The sequence below is a fragment of the Noviherbaspirillum phoenicis genome, from assembly GCF_047237965.1.
Taxonomy (GTDB): Bacteria; Pseudomonadota; Gammaproteobacteria; order Burkholderiales; family Burkholderiaceae_D; genus Noviherbaspirillum_A.
In genome coordinates, this window is sequence record NZ_JBDFLX010000001.1 from 1,322,609 (window position 1) to 1,346,607 (window position 23,999).

At 53.4% G+C, this 23,999-nt stretch carries 18 protein-coding genes and 1 pseudogene; 2 read left to right on the top strand and 17 right to left on the bottom strand.

Annotated elements, in window-relative coordinates:
* Positions 1-13: 13 nt before the first annotated feature.
* Positions 14-1,402 carry an efflux RND transporter periplasmic adaptor subunit gene (locus ABC383_RS05970; RefSeq protein WP_413012449.1) on the bottom strand — a complete coding sequence of 463 codons (1,389 nt, stop codon included), beginning with the start codon at positions 1,400-1,402 and terminating at the stop codon, positions 14-16.
* 288 nt (positions 1,403-1,690) lie between these two features.
* Between ABC383_RS05970 and ABC383_RS05975 the strand changes: the two genes are divergently transcribed.
* Positions 1,691-2,224 carry a DUF3617 domain-containing protein gene (locus tag ABC383_RS05975; RefSeq protein WP_413012450.1) on the top strand — a complete coding sequence of 178 codons (534 nt, stop codon included), beginning with the start codon at positions 1,691-1,693 and terminating at the stop codon, positions 2,222-2,224.
* Between the two features lie 6 nt (positions 2,225-2,230).
* Here ABC383_RS05975 and ABC383_RS05980 read toward each other — a convergent pair.
* Positions 2,231-2,677 (bottom strand): annotated as a pseudogene (locus ABC383_RS05980) (SPFH domain-containing protein); the annotation flags it as partial.
* A gap of 677 nt (positions 2,678-3,354) precedes the next feature.
* Here ABC383_RS05980 and ABC383_RS05985 point away from each other — a divergent pair.
* Entirely contained in the window at positions 3,355-3,645 is a 291-nt protein-coding gene (locus tag ABC383_RS05985) for an H-NS histone family protein (RefSeq protein ID WP_413012451.1), read from the top strand.
* 161 nt (positions 3,646-3,806) lie between these two features.
* On the opposite strand, the gene ABC383_RS05990 is transcribed toward ABC383_RS05985, so the two are convergent.
* From ABC383_RS05990 to ABC383_RS06060, 15 genes are all read right to left on the bottom strand, one after another.
* Complete coding sequence (locus ABC383_RS05990) at positions 3,807-4,337, bottom strand: Pycsar system effector family protein (RefSeq protein ID WP_413012452.1); 531 nt, start codon at positions 4,335-4,337, stop codon at positions 3,807-3,809.
* Between the two features lie 55 nt (positions 4,338-4,392).
* Positions 4,393-5,325, bottom strand: coding sequence for a TIR domain-containing protein (locus ABC383_RS05995; RefSeq protein ID WP_413012453.1), 933 nt, complete (start codon positions 5,323-5,325; stop codon positions 4,393-4,395).
* 52 nt (positions 5,326-5,377) lie between these two features.
* Complete coding sequence (locus ABC383_RS06000) at positions 5,378-5,893, bottom strand: M67 family metallopeptidase (RefSeq protein ID WP_413012454.1); 516 nt, start codon at positions 5,891-5,893, stop codon at positions 5,378-5,380.
* Positions 5,890-7,593: a ThiF family adenylyltransferase gene (locus ABC383_RS06005; RefSeq protein WP_413012455.1), complete on the bottom strand. Its 1,704-nt coding sequence runs from the start codon at positions 7,591-7,593 to the stop codon at positions 5,890-5,892. Before ABC383_RS06005 ends, ABC383_RS06000 begins: the two co-directional genes overlap by 4 nt.
* Positions 7,590-9,149, bottom strand: a complete 1,560-nt coding sequence (locus ABC383_RS06010) for an adenylate/guanylate cyclase domain-containing protein (protein ID WP_413012456.1) — start codon at positions 9,147-9,149, stop codon at positions 7,590-7,592. The genes ABC383_RS06005 and ABC383_RS06010 overlap by 4 nt, the downstream gene beginning before the upstream one ends.
* Positions 9,150-10,082: 933 nt before the next feature.
* Positions 10,083-11,309, bottom strand: a complete 1,227-nt coding sequence (locus ABC383_RS06015; RefSeq protein ID WP_413012457.1) for a sodium:proton exchanger — start codon at positions 11,307-11,309, stop codon at positions 10,083-10,085.
* A gap of 74 nt (positions 11,310-11,383) precedes the next feature.
* On the bottom strand, positions 11,384-11,881 hold the full coding sequence (locus ABC383_RS06020) for a DUF6328 family protein (RefSeq protein ID WP_413012458.1): 498 nt from the start codon (positions 11,879-11,881) through the stop codon (positions 11,384-11,386).
* Positions 11,882-12,194: 313 nt separating this feature from the next.
* Entirely contained in the window at positions 12,195-12,524 is a 330-nt protein-coding gene (locus tag ABC383_RS06025) for a P-II family nitrogen regulator (protein ID WP_413012459.1), read from the bottom strand.
* 84 nt (positions 12,525-12,608) lie between these two features.
* A complete protein-coding gene (locus ABC383_RS06030) occupies positions 12,609-12,971 on the bottom strand; it encodes a hypothetical protein (RefSeq protein ID WP_413012460.1) in 363 nt (120 codons plus the stop codon).
* 192 nt (positions 12,972-13,163) lie between these two features.
* Positions 13,164-16,304 carry an efflux RND transporter permease subunit gene (locus tag ABC383_RS06035; protein ID WP_413012461.1) on the bottom strand — a complete coding sequence of 1,047 codons (3,141 nt, stop codon included), beginning with the start codon at positions 16,302-16,304 and terminating at the stop codon, positions 13,164-13,166.
* Between the two features lie 11 nt (positions 16,305-16,315).
* A complete protein-coding gene (locus ABC383_RS06040) occupies positions 16,316-17,551 on the bottom strand; it encodes an efflux RND transporter periplasmic adaptor subunit (protein WP_413012462.1) in 1,236 nt (411 codons plus the stop codon).
* A 12-nt stretch (positions 17,552-17,563) separates the two neighbouring features.
* Positions 17,564-18,889, bottom strand: a complete 1,326-nt coding sequence (locus tag ABC383_RS06045) for a TolC family protein (protein ID WP_413012463.1) — start codon at positions 18,887-18,889, stop codon at positions 17,564-17,566.
* Positions 18,890-18,970: 81 nt separating this feature from the next.
* Entirely contained in the window at positions 18,971-19,312 is a 342-nt protein-coding gene (locus ABC383_RS06050) for a hypothetical protein (RefSeq protein WP_413012464.1), read from the bottom strand.
* Positions 19,313-19,366: 54 nt separating this feature from the next.
* On the bottom strand, positions 19,367-21,307 hold the full coding sequence (locus ABC383_RS06055) for an FTR1 family protein (protein ID WP_413012465.1): 1,941 nt from the start codon (positions 21,305-21,307) through the stop codon (positions 19,367-19,369).
* A 260-nt stretch (positions 21,308-21,567) separates the two neighbouring features.
* Positions 21,568-23,994 carry a heavy metal translocating P-type ATPase gene (locus ABC383_RS06060; RefSeq protein WP_413012466.1) on the bottom strand — a complete coding sequence of 809 codons (2,427 nt, stop codon included), beginning with the start codon at positions 23,992-23,994 and terminating at the stop codon, positions 21,568-21,570.
* Positions 23,995-23,999 lie beyond the last annotated feature (5 nt).

Sequence of the window (23,999 nt, forward strand, 5' to 3'; positions counted from 1 at the left end):
CTCGAAGCGGGCATCAGCGCGGGGCGGCTGGCGCAGCCGGCGCCGTGGCCGGCGCGGGGGTGCTTGCCGGCGTGCCTGGCCGCGCGCCCTCATGGGCCGCTGCCGGCGCCGCGCCTTCCGGTGCCGCGCCGCCATTGGCGCCGCGGCGGCGCTCGCCCTGGCGACGTCCGCCGCCGCCCGCGCCCGGCCGCTCGCCCGGCAGCGATACCTTGTCGCCGTCCTTGAGCCGGTCGGCGCCTTCGGTGATGACCCGCTCGCCCGCTTCCAGGCCGCTGACGATCTGCACCCGGTCCGCCGTGGCCTGGCCGCGCTGCACCTTGCGCTGCGCGACCGTGCGCTCCTTCTGGTTCAGCACATAGACATAGTCGCCGTTGCTGCTGTGGCGCAGCGCATTGACCGGCACCACGATCGCACCGGAAAGGGTGCGCAGCATCATCTTCACATTCACGAACTGGCTGGGAAACAGCGCGCCATCCTGGTTGTCGAAACGGGCCTTGGCGCGCACCGTGCCGGTCTGGGTGTCGACCTGGTTGTCGAGCGCGCGGAAGCGGCCTGTGCCCAGCACCGTGGCGCGGCTGCGGTCGAGCGCGCTGACCTGCATCGCGCCTGCCTGGCGCAGTCCCTCCTGCACTTCAGGCACCCGGTCCTGGGGAATGGCGAACTGCACATCGATCGGCGAAACCTGGGTGATCACGGCGATGCCGTTGGCATCGTTGGGGCCGATCACATTGCCCACGTCGACGCTGCGCAGGCCGACCCGGCCGCTGATCGGCGCCACCACCTTGCTGTAGCCGAGATTGAGCTTGGCGGTGCCTTCGGCGGCGCGGTCGGCCAGCACCGTGCCTTCCAGCTGGCGCACCAGCGCGGCCTGTGTATCGACCTCCTGGCGCGCAATCGAGTCCTGCGCCAGCAGCGTGCGGTAACGCTGCAGCGTCAGCTTCGCATTCTCCAGCTGCGCCTCGTCGCGCTGGCGCTGGCCGGTGGCCTGCATCAGCGCCATCTCGAACTGGCTGGGATCGATCACGGCCATCACCTGTCCCGCCTTCACGAGCTGGCCTTCGGTGAACAGGATCTCGCGAAACACGCCCGATACCTGCGGCCGGACGGTGACGGTGGCGGCCGACGTGACCGTGCCGATCGCTTCCAGCGTTACCGGCAGGTCGACCTGCTCGGCCGTTCCCACGCCAACCGTGGTGGTAGGCGCGCCGCGCCCCCCTGCACCGCCCGGCCCGCCGGCGCCTGGCCCGCCTTCCGGCTTGGGACGCGTCAGATGCCAGACCAGCCAGCCAAGCGCAAGCAGGGCCGCGATGGCGATGACGGTGCCGAGCAGGCGGCTGCGAGGCTTGCGTGGAACGGTTGTGGTGGTTGTGCTGCGAGGCGTGTCGTTGACTCGTGAATCCATTAACTGTCCTTGGTATGCGGCGCCCTGGCTGCGGCGAGCGGATCAGATACTAGCATGGTGATGTATCGGGTTTGTATCGCGTGCGTAACAAGCCGGCACAAGCGCGGCGGCGCCGAGCCGGCCAGCGAAAAGGCGGAACTTGCATCGCCGGCGCGCCTCTCAAAACGGTGGCGCCCGCCCCGCCCCGGCGTGCCCGGCCAGGGCGGATAATCGCCCGCAGGCGTCGGGCTGATGACCGTCATGCCACGCCCCTCCCCATTCACCGTCACCAAGCAGCAGGAGCCAAACTTGTTTCGCATTCCATCCATGATCGTCAGCACGCTATTGATTGCCGCCACGGCGCAGGCAGCACCTTCGGGAGAAGTCGCTCCCCGCCCTGGGCTGTGGGAAGTCAGCGCCACTTCCGCCCTGCTGGGGCTGGTGCCGCAGATTCCGGCCGACCAGATGGCAAGGCTGCGCGGACTGGCGCGCCAGCACGGCTTCGACATGCCGAAGATAGAAAACGGCGCGGCCAGTTCGCGCATCTGCATCACGCCGGAAATGGCGGCGCAGAACACCATGCCCGATCTGTACCAGCAGCAGTCGGGCTGCACCAGCCGCAATGCAGTGCGCGACGGCGCGCGCTATGCAATGGATGTGCGCTGCGATGGACCACGGGTGCGCGGCGCCGGCCGCGCCGAAGGCATGCTGGAAAGTCCGGAGCGCTTCAGCGGCACGTCCAGCTTCGACGGCACGGTAGATGGCACGCCGGTCAGGGAACAGGCCCAGACCAGCGGCCGCTGGATTGCGGCCAGTTGCAACGGCCTGCCGCCGCCACGCTGAGCGGCGTCAGAGCTTGGGCTGAGACTTCACCACCTGCAGCGCGCTGGCGATCATGCTGCTCATATTGCCCAGGTCGCCGGGCACGATCAGGCTGTTGTTGGTCTTGGCCAGCTTGGCAAAGGCATCGACGTACTGCTCGGCGACTTTCAGGCTGACCGCATCCTGGCCACCCGGTTCGCGGATCGCCGCGCCGGTCTGGCGCAGGGCTTCGGCGGTAGCGTTGGCAATCGCCACGATGGCTGCCGCCTCGCCTTCGGCGCGGTTGATGGCGGCCTGCTTGTCCCCTTCGGAACGGGCAATCGCCGCCTCGCGCTCGCCGGTGGCGATATTGATCTGTTCCTGCTTGCGGCCTTCCGACGCCGCGATCAGCGCCCGCTTTTCCCGTTCGGCCGTGATCTGCGCCTGCATCGCATGCAGGATCTCCTTCGGCGGCGTCAGGTCCTTGATCTCGTAGTTATGGCTTGTGACTGCATCGTACTGTGTGAACGAACGAAATAACACTTTTATATTCAATGAGTTATATAACACAGCAAGATAGTAGTAACCAAAGCGTTTTGATAGGCACCGAAATCGTTGCACAAGCTTACACAACCGTGGACAACCTGAAAATTTTCTTCTAGAACCAACTAAAAGCACCTTAGAACATTCCAATTTGCAATATTATCCGAGGCGAACCATTCTTGGTCTTACTGTTTTCGAAACCAGTCCCTCTTCGTGACCAAGAACTAAACTGTGGTCCGAGTAAAAACTTATCCCTTTAGCTACCGTTGCGACGGAACAAGAACGCCTGTCTGCGTGAAATGCACTATAGCTAACGAGCCATTGCTTATATCGAGATTTATGAAATTCCCTGACATGGTTCACTTTAGTAACCTATGTGTCGGATGCCCACCGTATCCTATGCCCAAGCCACTTACCTTCGGTCCGAAGTCACAGCATTTTTTCGCAGTGTATTGGACATAAGATCGCATTGTTTTTATGCATTTTTTATTTGCGTTGATGATCCCAAATTTAGAAGCCCTATAAATCCATAGCAGTGAGATGGTTGTATATAGTCTATTTATGCGATAAGCTTAACAAACATTGCTACATTGAAAATGTTGTTTTGCGACCAAAATAGGAGAATCACTATGGCTACATACAAAGAACTACAAGAAGAAATTGCGAACCTTCGAAAGCAAGCCGAAGAAGTTCGTACTAATGAAATTAGCTCTGTGATCGCCGATATCAAAGAGAAAATGGAAATGTACGGCATAACGGTCGACGACCTTGCGTCTTCAAAAGCATTCAAAAAGGTAAAGAACAAGTCTCAGGCATCTGCAAAGTATTCAGATCCTGAAACAGGGGCCACTTGGTCTGGCCGAGGACGACAACCAAAATGGCTGATTGGGAAAAACAAAGAACAGTATCTGGCTCAATAGCGCTTTGTTATAGAAGTGCAAATAGCTCCACACGCCCGAATGCAGGGCGCTTTACACGACTGCCGGGCGAGAACACTGCAAATTCGAAATGCGAGAATCAAGAAGTTTTTCGCAAACTTTTTATCTAGCGCTTACTCAAAAAGGCATGGCTTAAGACATCGTCAATAAATCATTTTGGTGACTAAAGTGGTTCCACCAAATGCCACAGCTAATATTGTAACTACGATAGAGCGAGATACTAGGCGTTCCTTTTTTCGTATTATGATTGATATTGCGAAATGCTGCTCTAACGCCTCCTGAGCAAAGTCCGCAGAGTCCATTTTTGCCGAGTCTGCCTCCAACTGTGCGAAGTTGCCTGGACCATACTCATCCGCGACATAACCATAAAAACTGACAGGTTTGTATTTCGATGTCCAGCGTATTCTTTTACCACTCAGTATCGACACCCCGCCACGTGGAAATATAACCACTATTGCGGACACCAACCCTAGCAACGACAAAATTGCCGCAATTACACCAAATCCCTTCACCGGTCCGACTTGTTCGAAGACTTTTATTCCTGCTGACAGGAAGGCAAGCATCGCTCCATTTAAGGCCGATATGAAAGCAGCTTTTGCGTCCATTACCGCCGTCCACCTGCGACTAATATCGGCGAACGCCGTGTAGGTTTTCATGCGATCGCCGATATCCATTTGATGCACTTTCAACTCATTTAACGCAATACACTTTTAGCTCCGGACGATTTGGCTACTTCGCCTCAACTAGCGAGGCCCTAACACCAAGTTTCTGAATAAGGGCAGAAATTTTGTCTATCGTGGGACCGAGTGCAACCGCCAAATCCGATCCCGCTTTCGAGACTGTGTAGTCAATTGGTGTCAGCCCCTTAAAGTCTGATGGCAATTTTATATCCTCTCCACGTGGGACTAGAAGAAGAGTACGAGCCCTTCCCAGTCTTGACATAAAAAATCCAAGCTCAAAGATTACATTGTCCCGAGGCGTGACCTGACTTTTTCCTCGGGAAGATAAGAGGTCATCAGGTTGGGCTAAAGCAATCCCGAAATCCGCCAAATTGACTTGCTCTTCGAGCGATTCCAAAGGATATGCGCCGGTTGAGAAAATCATATCGTCGCTCCATAAGATCACGTCAGCGTCATCGTGTTCTAGACCGATTCGGATAGCCTTGGCGACTTTTAGTGCCTCGGCTGAGCAAATAATAAATACGCGGGGTCGCTTGTTCACCCGATTGACAAAACGGTTACGCTGTTCAAGTCGGCCTGATAGCTCAATTGCAAGAAGGTGCCAGATATCTGGATACAGTTTTCCTACGTCACCAAGGGCGCTATGCGCAATTTTCCAAGCCACAGTTGTGTCTACGGCTTCAATAGTGGCAGCCCTACAAATCTGCGAGTTGATAGCGGACATCTCGCCTACGGTGACGTTCGCCTCACGTGGATAGAGACGCACACCATTCACGATCACTTGTGTTTTTCCAGCAAGCAGGAAGTACATATGCCGATCGGTTCCACCCTGTTCAATAAGACGTTCACCAGGCGCGTACTCAATCAGTTCTCCACTCGCTGCGATGGCTTCCGCAATATCTAAACGGCCAAATATAATTTTCTGTCGTGCCAAAGACTCGACCAAATCATGTTTGTTTTCAAATCTCGATTTCAATGTCATTTTTACCTCGGTGATTCGTCTGTAACCAATTTTTTATGAGCAGCACATCAATTTAGACGCCTTCATCTCTGCCAGTTCCAATTTCTGTGAGCATAGTGTTATTATGACAATGCTGCACAAGGACATTTTGAACAGAGCCATCGCGCATATGTGCGGAGGCATGCAGTTGTAATTTGCTTCGGCTGTCAAGCCTAACTATAATCAGGATTACAAATTGACCACTTTGTGTGGGATCTTGTGCAATAGCTGCCATTTGGGATAGATCCGTTCCACTAGGTATTGCAGGAAACGATGGATGAGAATGCCACTCTCCCAAATAGTTGTATCTTTGATAGTCGTGCCCAGTTTTATCAAAAAAACTCTTTAGGAATTTCTGGTGAGTTTTAGTGGTACGAGTGAAGCATACGCTTGTACCACCGTTTTTTTGAACCGAAAAATCCACAACTTCAAATACATTATCTGCAATATGTTCGCCTGCTAAAACACCGCCAATTTCCTGGTGCCGAGCATCGCGCAGTGCTGCCTCAAACTTTTCTAAAGCGCTTTTTCCGAGCGTAAGGACGATCAATTTTTATTTTCCAACAACGCAAGCAGAGTGCTGAATGCTTGCTGGTCTTCATGCGCAGCGACAGTCGGATTTTCTGCACTAGCTGCAGGGGTGTGAAGCTCAATGGGATATACGTCGAATGGCTGGGAGAACAGCCACTGTGGCGCAAGGCCGATCAAATAAGCGGAGCACGGAAAAATTGAAGGCGAACGAGCCAAGAGAAGATCGATCCCGTAACGTGCGAGGTGCGCAGCGATTACCGAAACGTCAGCATCGTCAGCGACAAATACCGTTTCGCCGTCCTGTATCGAATAATCTTTTGGCACAGTTGGAGCATTAACGCCTTGATCGTCACACCACTGGAGAATTTGGGCTCTTGCCAATTGCGGCTCAGGATCCAGCTTCGGCCGAGAACGAGCGATTAGCCCGCCAAACCCGCCACCGAAAACTTCAGCCCAAATCATGGGTTTATTCTTACTGACCGCGACAGACGAACCATAGTTGAAGGCCTTGCTGCTCGCAGACGTATCAATAATCAAATCGCAACCACCCAAAGCGGACAACGTTCCATCCGCAGTTGAACCTGCCTCTTGACCACCTAGCTTCTGCCGGCGAACGTCAACAGTCGCCTCGGCATTCACCAGGTTGATTCGATGCTTCAACGCGTCGACTTTATGGTCTCCTACTGAACGCCAATCTAGGTCGTTGCGCACTACGTTTTCCGGCGCAAAAATATCGTCATCGACCAGGACGAAACCGCCAACTCCAGAGCGAGCCAACATCGTAGCGACCTTTGTCCCTATTGATCCGCATCCGATTATCGCGACCTTTTTCGCTGCCAGACTTGCATAGTTTTCTGCAAGCCTAGTGCCGGGAGTCGGTGGTACCGTTCCAAACTCGAAAACGCTATTTTTCTCATGCATCAGTCGGAATAATCTTTTGCTGGAAGGCGTACAGACTAAAACCAGTTCCAATGAAGTGAGTTTTTCGACGGAGCGCTCTAAAAGTTCTGGAGCAACTTGACCCAAAAAAGATGTTATATCTTCAACACAAATTTCTATGTCTTGATCAAGGCGCGCAAGGGAGCCGGAGAAGGTAAAACTGTTTGCACTCAGGACTTCCGGAATACTAAGGTCCTTCCAGAGCGAAATTTCTCCGTCTAAAAGTTCATTCAGGTAAATCCGCCATTCAGACTTTCCGCCAATATCGGTAAACTTGGCCTTTGCCAGCCTTGGTAATGTTGGAAGAGCGTCTTCAAAGGCCGTCGTGTAAAAAAATCTGGTTTTTTTATATCTGAGCTTTTGTCCCAGCGTGACCTCATGCTGGTCTGAGACGACCCCTCTTGCTTCAGTGGCGGGCACATAGGCTTCGCCCAAAAGCAGGCGATGGGCGCTCTCCAGCATGTTGGCCCCTGTAATGCTTTGGACCCAATTATCGGATCGATACTCCAGACAAAGCTCTCCACCGATATATTGGTGACTTGACCACTGCTCTTCGACCTGCGGTATAACCGACGGTGGAGAAAACGGAAAATTTTGGCTGTAGCATAAAGTAACGGGATAGTTGCGCCCCTGGACCGTAATATCTCCATCTGCACATAAACGAAAAACGTCGTCGAACCGCCACTGATGCAGGGAGAACCAGTCGTTTTCAACATCCAGGGCTGTGACCGCATCGGTCTCGGCGCGGTATCTTGCGACGTTTTGGATAGCCCAAATCATGCAAAACCTGCTGGCTTCGTTGGCCCAGCAGCATATTGCGGGAAACCGACGACAGGCGCTGCCGCTGCTGTACGAATTAAACTTTGAGGTACTGACCGCAACGCTTTGGACGCTTTTGCGTCGGCATCCTGGCTTGCTGCGAGTTCATCAACGGCGACTGCATATGTGAGGTACGCCCGTTTGCGCTTTTCACCAAGTAGTTTCTTCACAGGCTCTGATGCCGCAGCAAAGGCGGTTCTGCCCAGTTCTGTTTCAGCACCATCGCAGTTCAACTGCGCAGTTTCTGAAGCGAGTACCGCCCTACTGACGCAGCACCGAATCTTTTCTCCCTTGATTCCCAGCCTTGTTACAGCGACCGGCCCATATTCCAGCCCAATGGCGATACCGAGTCCATCGACGCTCTTATTGCTATTCGACAATATTTTCAGTGAAAGATCAAAACTGCTGCGGATCGCACCTGCACAGAGAACAGCATTGGTGATAGTTTGCTTGATTTCAGTCTGTGCTGCCGTGCCCTCAACGAGAATGCCGTGAACGCAATCGCCGATAAAACGGATTTTCCGGCCTGCGAAATCACTGGAAAGGACCGCATCCATTTCACTGCGCAGGACATGGAGAACACGCACAACATCCTTGGCACTGAAGTCGTTGCTTATATGATTGGCCACATAGCCGGTAAAACCATCAATGTCTGCGTAAATAGATATAGCATCCTGGCGACGAGAATTTGCCGGCGTCAAAACTTCAAGGTCCAAGTTGCTATACGGCGGGGTGTGTGCAGTGAACTCAAACACGCCGATTGGAGACTCCGCAAGGTCTTTTTTCCAGTCTTTGATGATTTCATCGCAGGTAACGTCCAGCGATGCCACTTCTTCGCTATTCCAAATTTGCGGTGGAGTAAGCGCAGTGAGCGTATCATCTTTTACCGTGTCAAAACCAGCAGTGTCCCGTGCTGTATTCGTTAGGTAAATACCATCAAGCTCATGGCCGGATGCCAGCTTTGCTGCCAAATTGGCCGCAGGTCCAAGAAATAGCGGCTCTCTGTGACCACGACGACCATTGTTCACAGCCAAGGTGATCCCTGAATCGATGCCGATCCGAATTTCGGCTGCCGGGATAGGATCTTCACTTTCTTCGCCGGTATTTTGAAGGACATTGGCGATCAAACTAGCGATCGCCACCGCTTTATGGATTCGTTCAGCTTCATCGCCATATGGCTTTACGACCACCGCATGGAGGCGCTGATTATGAAAATCCACGTGAATTGCGCCTACCCGGTTCAGAATGCGGTGTACGGCGCGGAAATGAAGATTCAAAAACCGCAACGTACGACGGTGACACGTAATGCCTTCAACTGCGGTCACGTCGAGCATGTCGTCGACATTCAATATTTCCACATAGATATGGACGCCGTCTACGCGGTATGCACAGTTTCGTCCCAGGTTGGACAGGTCCGTGTCTCGCACATATTCTTTGACCTCAACATTTGCGACTTCTGCAAGCCGTGCTTTAATCCGCTTTTCTGCGGTGTCTTGTCGCCATGTTCGAGCAACCATGCTTAATCATTCCTTCCTATCCGATTTGGGGCTCATCCTCTACAGGAATCCGGTAGAGAACATGCCATAAAAGAACGTACCGTAACGTTCTACTATACAAGCGCCAGTGATACTCAGTTCGTTGATGCAGACATTATAAAATACTACAGGTAGTAGTCAATGACTTATCTACAACTATCTATAGTGCTTTCTTTTTGGAACCAAAGGCGCTGGCATAGGAAAGAAGGACTCGATTACGAACGCGGCAACGTGAAACCGTAATGCACATTTCACTCCAGTCCACGAGAACGTTTTAGTAGATTTTTTATCAATTACTCCCCGGTACGCTCATTCTTTGCATAAATTGCAAAAGCACTTAAACATACAAGGCTAAAGAAGGAAGCTGATGAGTGGGTACGCCAAATTCCCATGTTGAAGAGTATAGAAAGGCGGCGAAGCTCGGGTGCGAGTCGAGATAGCCGACACGAGCATTCGTCTTCCTAAAATTCAGTTTCAATTAGTGCTTCAGCCAAGAAATCTGCTTATGCACCAACAACACAAGCGTTAGGTTCTAAAAAAATATTACAAAGTTAGTCATAGCGGCACTGATCATCCGCGCATTATGGCTCGGCACTATCAACGTACCGGTACTCGAAGGTATTTTCAATGTTGCAACGTGTATCTGACTGATCATGAAGCGTTGAGGTCAAACGTCACAGCGGTAAGTTTTCCCTTCTGGATCAATCGATCCTCGCTACGCGTTCATCGTGCTGGCAAGCTGATCAATTGGAATGCCATCGTGCTGGACGCTTAGACGCGACGGTACGTCCAGACATTGTCATCCGCCTTTGCGACCCGCCCGGTAGTAAGCTTGCTCTATCTATTACACTCTAGCAGCAAAGTTAGCGGCACACCAAAGTAGCTCTAACTATTTTCCCGCAAAGTTAAATCAAATTAATCGCGTTTGACCACAACAAACCATTTCATCGCTGCCTTTAACGTCGGGATACCGGTTAGCAAGATTGGGAGGGAAAGCAAAAGATATAGCCATGCTAATGTAGTCAACGAAGCAATAACACGGCTTTCATTATTCTGATGAATAAATGCGACCACAACTTGTACGACGAATAATCCCGCGAGGATCAAACCGGACAGCCAATGAAAGCGCAATCGAATCAGCAACGAGATTGCAAACACCGATTGCGCTGCAGTCAAGAAAAATTCTTCATGCTGCCTGGGATCCAGCGGCAAGGATAAGGGGTGCCCCGCTCCAATCGTCATCGCCACTGGAAGCATGCCAATCAATAATGTCCATTGGTTAATCTTGTCGCTAATCATTGTTGTCAATCCTTTTGTCGCATTCCCGTATACCACAAAAAGAATAGCAATCGTAATGGTAGGCGCTTCGCTCGCTAACGGCGCAAGCCATTGGATCAACAGGAATTCATTCACACCCAGTTGTCGGCCAGATGCCACGATCGCTTCGGCAAACGGCTCAGCGCAGAAGAGGATAATCACGCTGGCGGTCACTGCTAGGGATGCGATCCATATCCAGCGTATGCTGGGCCTTAATTGGGTAAGAATACCTGCTGGGCCAGGTTCGGCCGTCTCGCCATCGTCTTCCTCACGTTCTGACGTTCTCCCGGCTTGCCACAGGTAAGTGCCAAATATGGTAAACAGGACTGCAAAGTCCCATAAGTGGATCCGGTTGGTCAGCAGGATAATGAAGGCATAAGCACTGGCCAAAAAAAGAAAGCCAATTTCCACGAGATTTACCGGAGCCAATACAATGGCTTTCTCACGGGTGCGCCACCAATGTAGGATTACCATGATTGGCCAAGCAATCCCGACCAACAGGCGGTTAGCTCCGGTCATATTGGCTGCTGCGTAATGGACATATTGCGACTCGGGGGCCCGACCTGCCTGGAACGCATAATACATATCGACCGCATATTCCGGGAGAACCGTAATAAGTGCAACGATGGCCAGGATCAAGCCTTGAGACAAGTCACGCTCGGCCGCTTCGGCGCTCCAGGAGAGCATAAACCCTGCTGCCAGAACCGCCACCCCGAAAAAAGCCAATTCGTTTAAGCTAGAGGTATGCCAACCAGCAAGACGAATTACCATTGCCGGGAGCGCGCCGAGTACAGCCAGCACGACGAGAAAATAAAAACGACTCATATCTACCTCGCCCCTATGCGTCAAAACGGTCGGTGACTCGCTTACTTGCTTAGTGTTGAAAATATGCGCTGTGCTTAAAGAATGCGCTTGGTCGACGTTGCATGATGCGACAAGCGTCGGCGGGCATAAATTGGCCATATCCACCACATCGCGCCAATGAACGTCGCCATAGTTACCGCTACGGTAATTCCCATGCGTTGCCCAAAGACTTCAGACATGACCAGATTCGCACTCAAGACAAGGGCGAGCGTTAGACATATCGTGCCAGCTACCATTTGCCGAGTCGCGCTGTTTTTAAACCTCTGCCTGTCGAGGAGCGGACGCATCAAACGATGCTGAATTGCCGGACCAGTAAAGAGAATCAGGCTGGAGATAGAGCAGAAAAAGGTCACCATAAATACGATTTTTTCAAACTGGATTATTTGGCCGAATCCCGAATTGAACGGCAACGTAATCAGAAACGCAGTCAATAGTTGAGCGCCCGGCAATAAAATTCGCAACTCAACCAACATATCACTTAGATCTATATCGGCGTTTGTGCCTTCTGTTTTAACCGTAAAGTCGTCATCCATGCCGCCTCCTAGTATTTGATTGAGAGATGCAATGCTTTTATGATTGTGGAACCAATGTCTTTCCCATTCCCGCGCACCTTTCCGGGTAAAAATGACTGCCCTACCTGTTCCATTCGAATCCAAGCTTTTAACAAGAAAAGCGAAATATGGCTTCGTTGTAAACACCGATTTCAATAACTATCGCTTGCCGCCCTCCTACAAATGTCATACACACTTCGTGCAAAATTCGATAGCCCTATTTGTAGCATATTCAGAAAAGTCTAACCTGCATGGTTCTGTTCGCCTAATTATTAGAAGCACCCATTCGTCGCATCTAGCTCAATGGCATTGCGCTTCGAATATCGCTAATGAAGATCCACCCAGGACTTGGATGTGCGGCTTGAATAATGATTTGCTGAAGTTGAACTGCAAGATGGTCGTCGCAAATCAACTCCAACTTCATTTCTGCCACGACGGGCTCGGCCAATCCGACCGAATAATGCTGTTGAGCCCGATTTCTGTCAGTGTGGAGCCGCTGTACTGGAGAAACGGTAACGTTATAACAGCCGACTCCGGTGCTCAGATCGCAAAGCCCAGAATTACGCAATGCTTCTGTCACAGTGCCGACTCGATGCGGATGCATAAACGCGCTGATCTGCTTCATGTTTATCTCCTTAAGAAACATGCCACGCCACCATGCCCTCACCCCTGCAAAGCCGAGGCTTCGACACCGACAGCGCCAACGATGTCAGTGACGCCGCTTTAGGATCTGCACTACTTGCGGTACAGCCCCTTTCTCACACTTTACTGATGACAATTGAACTTCGTCACCCACCTCAACTTTCAAGGGCTCAGGGACAAAAGCGCTTGTAATACGATGCCCTTTTTCTGTTGGAAGGTTAATATCGGCATACTCTCCGGCGACGATCTCAGATTGCGAGAGCGTGTACAAACATGAGGGAGGTCGCATTTTCAATTCTCTCGATGTGTAAATGTGATTGATGGTGCCGCTGTTAATATTTCCTGCAGCCGGACTTCCAGGCGTCGAACAACCGTTCAGAACCAGCAGACCGGAAAAGCACATTGAAAAAATGGAATAAACAGTCTTCATAAATGTCTCCCTTAGTCATTAACGTACTTTAATTACCTGATGAACATTGAAAGCGGTAGCTTGGGATGAAGAAATGCAGGCAAGTCGCCAACCGCGACATGCCCTTTGCATTTCCATTATTTATCGGTTTTCTTCATTTCCCTGGTACCACTTTCAGATCGGAAGGCGCAAATCCTCCAATTATTCGACGCGTTAATGGATTTCATTCAGTTTGTCCTGATTTTCAGAATGCAATTTGGCCGGAGTACCAGATGGTGGCATTCCCGCCTTCTTCTCTTCCACCCATTCGTACAGCAGTGGCAACAGCAACAGCGTTAGTACGGTTGAGGTAAATAGGCCGCCAACCACAACGGTCGCAAGCGGACGTTGTGTCTCAGCACCGACACCAGTTGACAGCAGCATTGGTACCAAGCCAAAGATGGCAATCGAAGCAGTCATCAATACCGGGCGCAGTCGTAATGCGGCCCCTTGCACGACAGCTTCGCGAATCGACAAACCGCGTTCTCGCTGCTCATTGAGGAAAGTAACAAGCACGATGCCATTTAACATTGCGACGCCAAATACTGCGATAAAACCAATGGCGGATGGCACGGACAGATATTGACCGGTAATAAAGAGACCGATTACACCACCAATCGTCGCAAACGGGACATTGCCAATAATGAGCGTGGCATAGGTGAGGGAGTTGAAGGCGGTATACAGCAGGATAAAAATCAGGCCAATCGTTAATGGCACAATGACGGCCAGTTTCGCCATTGCTCTTTGCTGGTTTTCGAAGGCCCCGCCCCACTGCAGCACATAATCTTCCGGCAGTTTGACTTGTTGCGTGATCTTTGCCTGGGCTTCTTTCACAAAGCTATCGACATCCCGCCCTTTGACGTCCATCTGGATGACCGCATAACGCTGCAACTGCTCACGTCTCACGAAGGAATAGCCCTCGCCTGTCTCGATGGTCGCCACGCTTGACAGCGGCACGAGCGCCCCTGCCTCGGTACGGACCGGAATGGTGCTGATACTTTGCGCGCTGTTACGGAACTCGCGGGATAGCCACACCTGGATATCGAAGCGCCGGGTTCCTTCAATGACAGTGGAAACTGCCTTGCCCCCGATGCCAGCCTGCACGACGTCTAGAATCTCATCAACATTGATGCCGTAACGGGCAGCAGCATCACGGTTGACATTGATGACCAATTGCGGCTTGCCCTTGTTCGCTTCAAGCGATAGATCGGTCACTCCGGGAACTTTTTCCAGTACCTCTTTCGTCTGCTGCGATAGACGGTCGAGCATCGTGAAATCTTCACCATATATTTTCAGTGCCAACGTTGCACGCACCCCAGAAATCAATTCTTCCACGCGCATTTGAATGGGCTGAGTGGCACTGATGACTGAGGAAGGCGCTGTCTGTTCCAGAGCCTCCTGCATCTCTCTGGACAGGGCTGGAATGCTGATTTTCTCTGCCCACTGCTGCTCCGGCTTCAAATTGACCAGCATTTCCATATAGTTAACATCCGCCGTATCACCTTTTTCCGCGCGTCCGATCATAGCGATAGCCGATTCTGTCTGCGGGAACCGCTTCAATGCCTGCTCCAATTGCTTGGATAGATGGATTGACTCGACGAGGGATGTCGACGGTATGCTGGTAACCCGGAACATAATGCTGCCTTCCTGCAGGGTCGGCATGAATTCCTTGCCAAGGAAGGGTATCAATGCGATTGAACCTGCCAATGTCACCAGAGCGCAGGTAATCACCAGCTTTTTCCTTCCAAGGGCACGCTCCAGCAGTGGCAGATACCACTTCTTCGCATAGCGCACCAGCAACGTATCTTTTTCTTCCTTCGGCTTGAGAATCAAGGAGGAGAGCACCGGCACCAAGGTCATGGTAAGGACAAGCGATCCGAGCATTGCGAACGTGATGGTCAGTGCCATGGGCTTGAACATCTTTCCTTCCAGTCCGGTGAGCGAAAACAGGGGGAGAAACACCACGACGATGATCAGGATCGCAAACGCGACCGGGTTCATGACTTCGCGTGCCGCTTCCAGAATGACATGCGTCTTATTCACGGCTTGTCCGGCACGATGGGATAGCAGGCGAAAGCTGTTTTCCACCATTACCACAGCGCCATCGACCATCATGCCGATCCCAACTGCCAGACCAGCCAGCGACATCAGGTTCGCCGACAAGCCCCATTGTTTCATCAGAATAAAGCTGATGAGCATGGCCATCGGCAAGGCGACGATAACTACCAGTGCAGACCGTATTTCACCCAGAAACAAGAAGAGGATGATTGCAACCAGGATCGATCCCTCCAGTAGCGCGCGTTCTGCGGTGCCAACGGCTTTTTCCACCAAGTTGGTACGGTCGTAGACTGGATGAATTGTCACGCCTTTGGGTAGGGACTGCTGAATGACTTTTAACTTCTCCTTGACCCCATCGACGACATTTTTGGCATTCTCGCCGATACGTTGCAGCGCCATGCCGAGCACCACTTCCTGCCCATCCTTGGTTACTGCACCGGTACGTAACGATGGCCCTTCCTTGACATCGGCAAGGTCACGCACATATACCGGCGTACCTCCATGTGTTGTCACTACCATGTTGCCAATGTCCCTGGCATTTGCAACCAGGCCCAATCCGCGCACTAGATATTGCTCTTGGCCGATGTTAATGTATTGACCACCAACTTGGCGATTATTGGCTGCCAGCGTCTCCATCAACGTCTTGAGACTGATACCGTACTTGATCAATTGATTGGGATTGATCAAGACCTGATACTGTTTTTCATCACCGCCCCACGACATCACGTCATCTACGCCCGGTACGCTGCGCAGCCTCAGGCGCACATTCCATTCCTGCAGCGTGCGAATATCCATGATCGACATCTTTTGGTCGGCCGATTCCAGCGTGTACCAAAAGACCTGTCCCAGTCCAGAACTGTTGGGGCCGAGGGTAGGTTCACCATACCCTTGCGGAATGCGTTCTTTGGCCTCCTGCAGTTTTTCACCAACCAGGCGGCGGGCGAAATAGATATCGACATCGTCCTTGAAATTGACGCTGACATACGACAGGCCAAACAGGGATATTGAACGGATTTCTTGCACGCCTGCCAGCCCTGCCATGCTGGTTTCAACTGGCGCGGTCAACAGCTTTTCCACGTCTTCAGCAGCCAGTCCTGGGGACTCGGTGTAGATGTTCACCTGTACCGGTGTCACATCGGGAAAGGCGTCCACAGGCAACTCCCGCCAAGCCTTCGCCCCTGCGATCACAATGATGGCGAACGCCACCAATACCAGCAGCTTATAGCGCAATGAAATATCGATAATTTTTTCTAGCACGATGGCATTCCTTAATCCGTGTCGCCAATTTGCGACTTGAGCATCTTGGCTTTCAATGCGTACGCGCCGTGCGTGACAACCGTCTCGCCCGGCTTGATGCCGGACCTGATCACCACCTGGCCATGCAGCTTGTCCCCTAATTCGATGGGCCTTGCCTCGAACCCTTCGCCCTCCAGCACGAATGCGGTAGGCTGCCCTTGGATCAGCACGATGCCGTCCTCGGGAAGTAGTGGGGCCTTGGCAGAGCCCCCAGTAGCGATCGACGCCGTAGCGAACATGCCAAGCTTGAGCCGGCCATCCCGGTTGGAGATTTCCACGCGTGCCTTGATGGTACGAGAGTCCTTATCGATCACATTGCTGATATACGTGACCTTGCCTTGAAACATCTCACTGGGGTACGCCGCCAACGTGATGGTGGCCATGGAGCCCACGTTGACTTTGCTAAGGTCTTTTTCGTAGAGATTGGCATCGATCCAGACCGTGGAAACGTCCGCGACACTGAACAGCGAGCGATCTGGTTGCGCCAACTCACCCAGTACCGCAGCCTTTTCAATCACGGTTCCCGAAAATGGGGCAACCAATGGAAAAATGGATGCGCTACCGTCAGACGATGCATTGTCTCCGATACCGAGTGCCTGGCGCTTGTCCTGTGCCGCACGCAATACCGCTTTTGCCTTCTCGTAATCTGCCTTGGCCCGCAAATACTCTTTTTGCGGGATGATCTGGTCGGCAAACAGTTTTTCCGCCCGATCCAATGCTGCCTTGGCGAGCGCATGCTCGCTTAGTGACTGCGCATAGGCGGATTGCGCTTCACCGACCTCGATGCTGTCAATCAATGCCAAAGATTGACCAGATTTAACCTTGTCGCCGAGGTTGGCCATTACCCGAATCACCTTGCCAGCCACGCGTGGCGCGATGTGTGCGTATTTGTCCTGGTTGGGACCGATCGTCGCCGTCACTGCAATCTGTTCCTGAACGGCTCGCTCTTCTAGCGGAGCCGTCGTAATGCCAGCCGCTTGTTGCGCCTCAGCAGACAACACCAGTTTTCCAGCCTCATGCTCTTCTTTTTTTTCAGGTCGTTTTTCCTTGCCGGCAGCCGTGGAAGACGCGCCTGCCTTTTTTTGAGGCGACGACTGCTGCGCCGCATCCTTACCGCAAGCACTTAGCGCTGTTGCGAGTGCCACGACGGCGGCGGCACGCCAATGGGAGCGAAATAATGAAGTCATTTTTGTTAATACTGTTTCCATGTTAGGGATCCCTTAATGCGCTGCATTGGTATCGGGCCAGCCAGCAGCGAGGTCCAGGGCAATGCGGGTAGCACGCATCTCCGTAAGGGCGTCGATCAAGTCGCGCCGGCCATCCAGGACCTGTCGATTAACCAACAGGAGTTGAACCAAACTGATTTCGCCGGCCTGCAAACTCTTGGTAGATAGACGCTGGTTTTCTTCCAACGCCGGCAACACCGTCTGCTGCAGCGCGGCGATCCGTGCATTCAGACTTCGCATGCGCTGCCAAAGCGCCATGATGTCGGCGCGCGTATTGCGTTGCCCGGTTTGTTGCTCGATTTGCGCTTGGGTTAATTCGGTGCTTGCCCTTCCGATATTGCCGGCATTTTGTCGAAACAAGGGTAACGGTAACGAGACCGTTAGCCGTGTAAGGTGTTCAGGCGCTTCGGCGCTTCCCTCCTTGGCCCTTGCCAGCCCGAGCGTGATATCGGGATAGCGGGCTGCGCGCTCCAATGACAGGCGGTTTTGCGCCGCTTGCTCGCGAAGCGCGAGCGCGCGCAAAAAAGGGCGATTCGCCGAGGCAGCCAGTAGCTGTTCGAGCGTGTAGGGTGGCACCGTAACATCCAACGCGCCAACAACCTGAGGCAAAGAAGGGGGTGATAGCTGCAATGCCGCAGCCAACTCTGCTCGCGCCTGAATGAGTTGCTCGCCCAAAGCGGCAATTTGGTTTTGAGAACGTACCGCTTCCACCGTGGCCAGGTTTCCATCCAGTTTGCTGTCTTCGCCAGCGGCTACCCGCTTTGCCACTGCGCGTGCCGTATCCTCGATGATTTTCAGCGATTGGCGTTCAGTCGCGATACGCTCCTGCAAAGACAGCACTTGTACGAAACGCCGCTCGACATCAAAACGAACTTCACGCCGCGTATCTTCAATCGTGGCTTCCAGTGCTCGCATTTGTAGGTGTGCGGCTTGACGGCGATACCCCTGCTGGCCAGCGACTTCGAAAGTCTGCGAAACGCCGACTCCCCAATCACGCTGTGTTTCACCCGGAACGCCTGCTTGGGAAATCACTCGGCGGGCATGCTCCGCAGAGACTTCCGGGTTGTTCCATAACAGTCCACGGGTATCGTTGACATCCCCAGTCGCAGCAGCACGTTGTGCCAATACTCGTTGCAATTGTGGGTTCGCGGTCTCGGCCACGGCAAAAGCCTGGTCTAGTGTCAAAGGTCTTTCGGTTGCCAGGACACTTGGATTCTTATTGTCAGAAACGTCAGAAAAACGGTTGCCAATCTCCCCGGCCAGTGACCAGGAAGGGATGGCAACTAATGCCGCGACGAGCGGCAACAAAACGACTTGCATCGAATTCTCCGATAAAACAATGGAAACTTCGGCGAGAGGTCGTCGTACGCTTGTGCGCTAATGAAGAACGCTCCCGCCAGCTTAGCTGACGGTGCGCCATTTGGGCCGGGTTGGCCCATCGGGGATATGGGATTGGTAACGGATGGTGGGCGAAAGCCCTTTGCTCAGCACGCTGGTCAGCATTCCAACCGGCGCTAGCTTTTCCCTGGATAGCACAACTGGCAAATGGCACAAGCCGTGACAATGGCAACCAATCACCATCTTGCCATCCGGCTGTGAATCCTCCGAGAACACCTGGGCTGGCAAGTCGCTATGAGCGCTTTCTACATTTTCCTGCTGCCCGTACAAAAGGCTATCGATTGCCGCCCAGGATATCTGGCATGGCAACAGAAACAGCAGAAAAATGACCAGTAGACGTTTCATTAATAAATCATATCACCATAAGAACTTTGCAAATCGCGCTCCCGCAACACGGCTTTAGCGCTGTGCCTTCTTCTGCGTGCGCAGGTTCATTTTGACACTCACCAATATAACAACCAGCAACAGTGCTTGAGCGCTCAAGGTTTGTACCGAAGGATAAATGCCGAGCAAGTCGATCTTTGGCATAGCAACGGGAGTCATGTCAAAGACTCCAACTTTTTGCAGAGCCGCAACGCCCTTTCCAATTAACACGAATGCCAGGATGGCGACCAAGGCAGAACTGGCAGCAAAGAACTGGCTGATAGGCAAACGGGCGGAAGAACGCAGCAGGATGATGGCAATGCCCGCCAACGCAGCAATGCCGCAGGCCAGTCCGGCCAACATGTACACACCGTTGCCGCCAGTCCAAAGGGCAGCATAAAACAGGATAGTTTCAAACACTTCCCGATAGACCGTCACAAAGGAAAGCAAGAACAGCATCATTGCCGATTGCCGATTCAGTGCAGCGGACAGCTTTTCCTTGACATAGGCTTGCCAGCGTCCAGCCATACTTTTCTGGTGCATCCAGATACCGACGGCCAAGAGCACCACCGCTGCAAAGATGGCGGAAAAGCCCTCGGTCATTTCACGACTGGCTCCGCTGAGATCAACGAAATAAGTCGCAATGGCCCAGGTAACGCCACCACCTGCAAGAGCGGCTATCCAGCCGGCATGCACATACGGCAGCACGTCCTTACGTTCAGCTTTTTTCAGGAAAGCGACTATGGCAACGACCACCAGCAGCGCCTCCAGACCTTCACGCAGCAAAATGGTGAACGCTCCCAGAAAGGTGGATAACGGATCGTCGGTCGTGCTGCCTAGGACGGCTTGCGCTTCGGTCAGCATGGCTTGCAAGCGCTTTTCCATGTCACGGGCTTGGCTGAGATTCCCCTTTCCAACGATCGCACGGTACGTGCCCATGGACTTTTCAAGAGATTCAAATAATCTCTGGTCTTTGGCCGCCAAGGCTGGCTCGGCAATTTCGAAGCCATCCAGATACGCCGATAATGCCAGCCGGGATGCATCGGCAGTATTCCCCTGCTCCAGCGCCTTAAGGCTCTCGACTAGCCTGCTCTTGGCTAGCGCCAGGCTATCCGTATCCGAGGCTATCACGGCCTGCGGGTGGCTTCTCAAGTAAGCCAGCAGGGAGCGCGCTGTATTTGGCGGCATCTGTTTGGCCCACGTCACTTCGGTGGCTTGAGTTAACGCGCTCAAGTTCGGTATGGCCTTGTGCAAGGCGCTATCAGAATTCCACAAGGTCTGTCCGTCCTGGCGTTCTGCATCTGTATACGACAGCGTCGAGGCAAAGAAGGCAATCGCCCAGCGGTCCTCTTCCGATAAATTCGAAAAGGCTGGCATGCCAGTCCCCTGCACGCCATGGGTAATGATTTGTTGCAGCGAAAATACGCTGCGATTCTGCGCCCTCTCATGATCGCTCAGGGCAATCGGCGGCGGATTTAAACTCGCTGCCACCGGCCCATCGCCATGCCCCTGCGCCCCGTGACAGGATGCGCATTCTTGTTGGAACAGCTTGGCACCTTGGCGCAAGTCTGGCACTTTCGCGGGAGACAATGGAACCGGATAGGCGCTGAGTAAGCTGCTTGCCAACGTGTGTGCCTGATTGGCGACCTTGGCGAACTCTTCCTTATTTTCGATAAGTCGGCGCAACGTGCCGGCCTCCTGGAGTAAGTGCTGCTGCGCCGGAATAGGTGGAAGCTCGGCAAGCTGGCGTTCAGCATTTTGCGCAAACTCTTGCATTTCCCCATACTCATCCTTGCTGACGACCTGCCCGCCTTGCACTGCCTTGCCATAGTCGACAGCCAGATAATCGAGCACCTGCCAGATCTGTTTGGCTTTGTCTTGGGTCGCTGACTCCTGCGCCCTTACCGTTGCAGCAAGGAAAAGGGCCCAGAGCAACGCAATCAGGGTAACGTGGAAAGTTTTGGCAACGGGCCGCATAATGAAGAATGAAGCAACTGATAATGAGAATTATTATATTTTATAATCAAGCACAGAAGTTGTGCCCTGCACGCGCCGCATGGTGCGCTAGCAAGCAACTAAGCGCACCCGGCACTTCGACACCCACCCGGACACGGACACACTAATCACCTACCCATTTTGCGGTGAGACGCCTAGCGCGGGAGGCTTGAAGTTCGGCAGGTCTCCCGGAGGAACGCAATGTCCTCCGCAAGGCCGGTCATGCCATAGCGTTTTTCCATTCATTTGCGCGCTAACCGCAATCCGTTGAAGACCACGATCAGACTTGCTCCCATGTCGGCAAAGACTGCCATCCACATGGTCGCTTGGCCAGTGAAGGTCAGTACCAGGAAGACTGCCTTGATGCCAAGGGCAAGCACGATGTTTTCTTTGAGAATGGCCGCCGTGCGGCGCGAAAGACGCACAAACGATGCTACTTTACGCAGGTCATCATCCATCAGTGCCACATCGGCTGTTTCGATCGCCGTGTCTGTTCCGGCGGCACCCATGGCAAAGCCAATATCGGCCTGAGCCAGCGCCGGCGCATCGTTAATGCCGTCACCAACCATGCCAATAACTGCGCCATCCTTTGCAATTTGTTCAATAACTCGCAACTTATCTTCCGGAAGTTGATTGCCACGCGCATCATCAATATCGACCTCTTTTGCGATGGCCTGAGCCGTATGCTCGTTGTCCCCGGTAAGCATCATGGTTTTGACGCCAAGCCTGTGCAGTTCGGCGATGGCGTCTCGGCTCGTATCTCGCACCGTATCGGCCACGCCAAAGATGGCCAGGACCCGTTCCGACGTGCCAAGCATAACGACCGTGTTTCCTTGCCGCTCCAGTGCTTCGATCTCGGTCGTGATTTCCACGGTTAACTGGCCTCGCTCCTGTGCGAGTCGCCGATTGCCCAACCAGTAGGACTGTCCGGCAATTGTGCCTTCGGTCCCCCGTCCGAGTAGTGCTTGAAACTGCTCGACATCACCATGCCGTGCCCCCTGCGTCTCTGCATATACTGCTACGGCATGCGACACCGGATGATCGGACCGCCCAGCCAGACTTGCGGCAAGATCCAGCGGCGGAGTCACGCCCTGCGCGGAAGATGGCAGTGGCAGGTATTGCGTCACGCTAGGTCTGCCATAGGTGAGCGTCCCGGTCTTGTCCAGCGCCAGCCAGGTTAGTTTGCGTCCTTGTTCAAGATAGACACCACCCTTGACCAAGATCCCCTTGCGAGCCGCCGCCGCAAGGCCGCTCACAATCGTCACTGGCGTGGAAATGACCAGGGCGCATGGGCACGCTACAACCAACAAGACCAGTGCCTTGTAGATCCAGTCGTGCCACGCCTGCCCCAAGGCGATCGGCGGCACAACAGCCACCAGAAGCGCCGCCACAAAAACAGTGGGCGTGTAGTAGCGCGCAAACTGGTCCACGAACCGCTGTGTTGGCGCACGGGTACCCTGCGCTTCTTCAACCGCATGGATGATACGGGCCAGGGTCGTGTTACTGGCCAGTGCTGTCACCTCGAACTCGAAAGACCCGGCTTCATTGATTGTTCCGGCGAAAACCATATCGTTGATGGTTTTCTCAACCGGCACGCTCTCTCCTGTAATCGGTGCCTGATTAACGGTTGAATGCCCTGCTGCGACTTTGCCGTCCAGCGGAATCCTTTCTCCTGGCCTGACGCGAACGCGAGCGCCGACAGGCACTGCGCTCGCCGCCATGTCGCTCCAGGTACCGTCTGCTTGACGCACCGTGGCAGTTTCCGGGGCCATATCCATGAGCCCCCGGATGGCATGGCGAGCGCGGTCAAGCGACTTTTGCTCGATCAGTTCTGCCAGCGCAAACAAAAACATCACCATCGCGGCTTCTGGCCACTGACCGATGGCCATGGCCCCGGTCACGGCAATGGACATGAGCGCATTCATATTCAGGTTGCCATGCCTGAGCGCAATCCACCCCTTTTTATAGGTCTCCAGGCCGCCAGTCGCGATCGCCAACACGGCAAGGGCAATGACTGGAAACGACATCTCATTACCCGTGCCGAATGCAATCGCTTCGGAAAGAACCGAAGACATGCCTGCGATCGCCATGAGCCACCATCGCGACCGCGATACCGCCGGCCGCTTTGCCTCATCTTCCTGGGCTACCTGCTGCGCATCCCGCACGGCATGCATACCGATGGCGCTCAGTGCTGTCTCGATGGTCGTCGCGTCCGGCAGGGTGTGGCTAACGGCTAGTCGGCGCTGCATCAAATTGAAATCCAACTTGGTTACGCCAGGCAAATTCAGCAGCTTGTTACGGATCAGAGCTTCTTCCGTCGGACAATCCATGTTCTCGATATGGAATACCGTCTGACGCTCGATACCAATGTCAGGTGCGCCCTCGATCACCGGTTGCATGTTCAGCGAACTAATGGCGGCAACGATTGGTTCTGAATCCGGCAACGTGTGTTTCACCGTTAGCCGGCGCTGCATCAGGTTGAACGCCAGATCCTGAACTCCCGGCATGGATGCCAGCTTATGCCGAATCAGCGTCTCTTCTGTCGGACAATCCATCTTGTCGATACGCAGCGTCAGTACCGTCCCGGATCGGTGATCCTTTACGGCTGGGATCACTACTGACGAACCTCCGCTGCAGCCGCAACCATTGTTTTTTGAGCAAGAGTCCATGATGA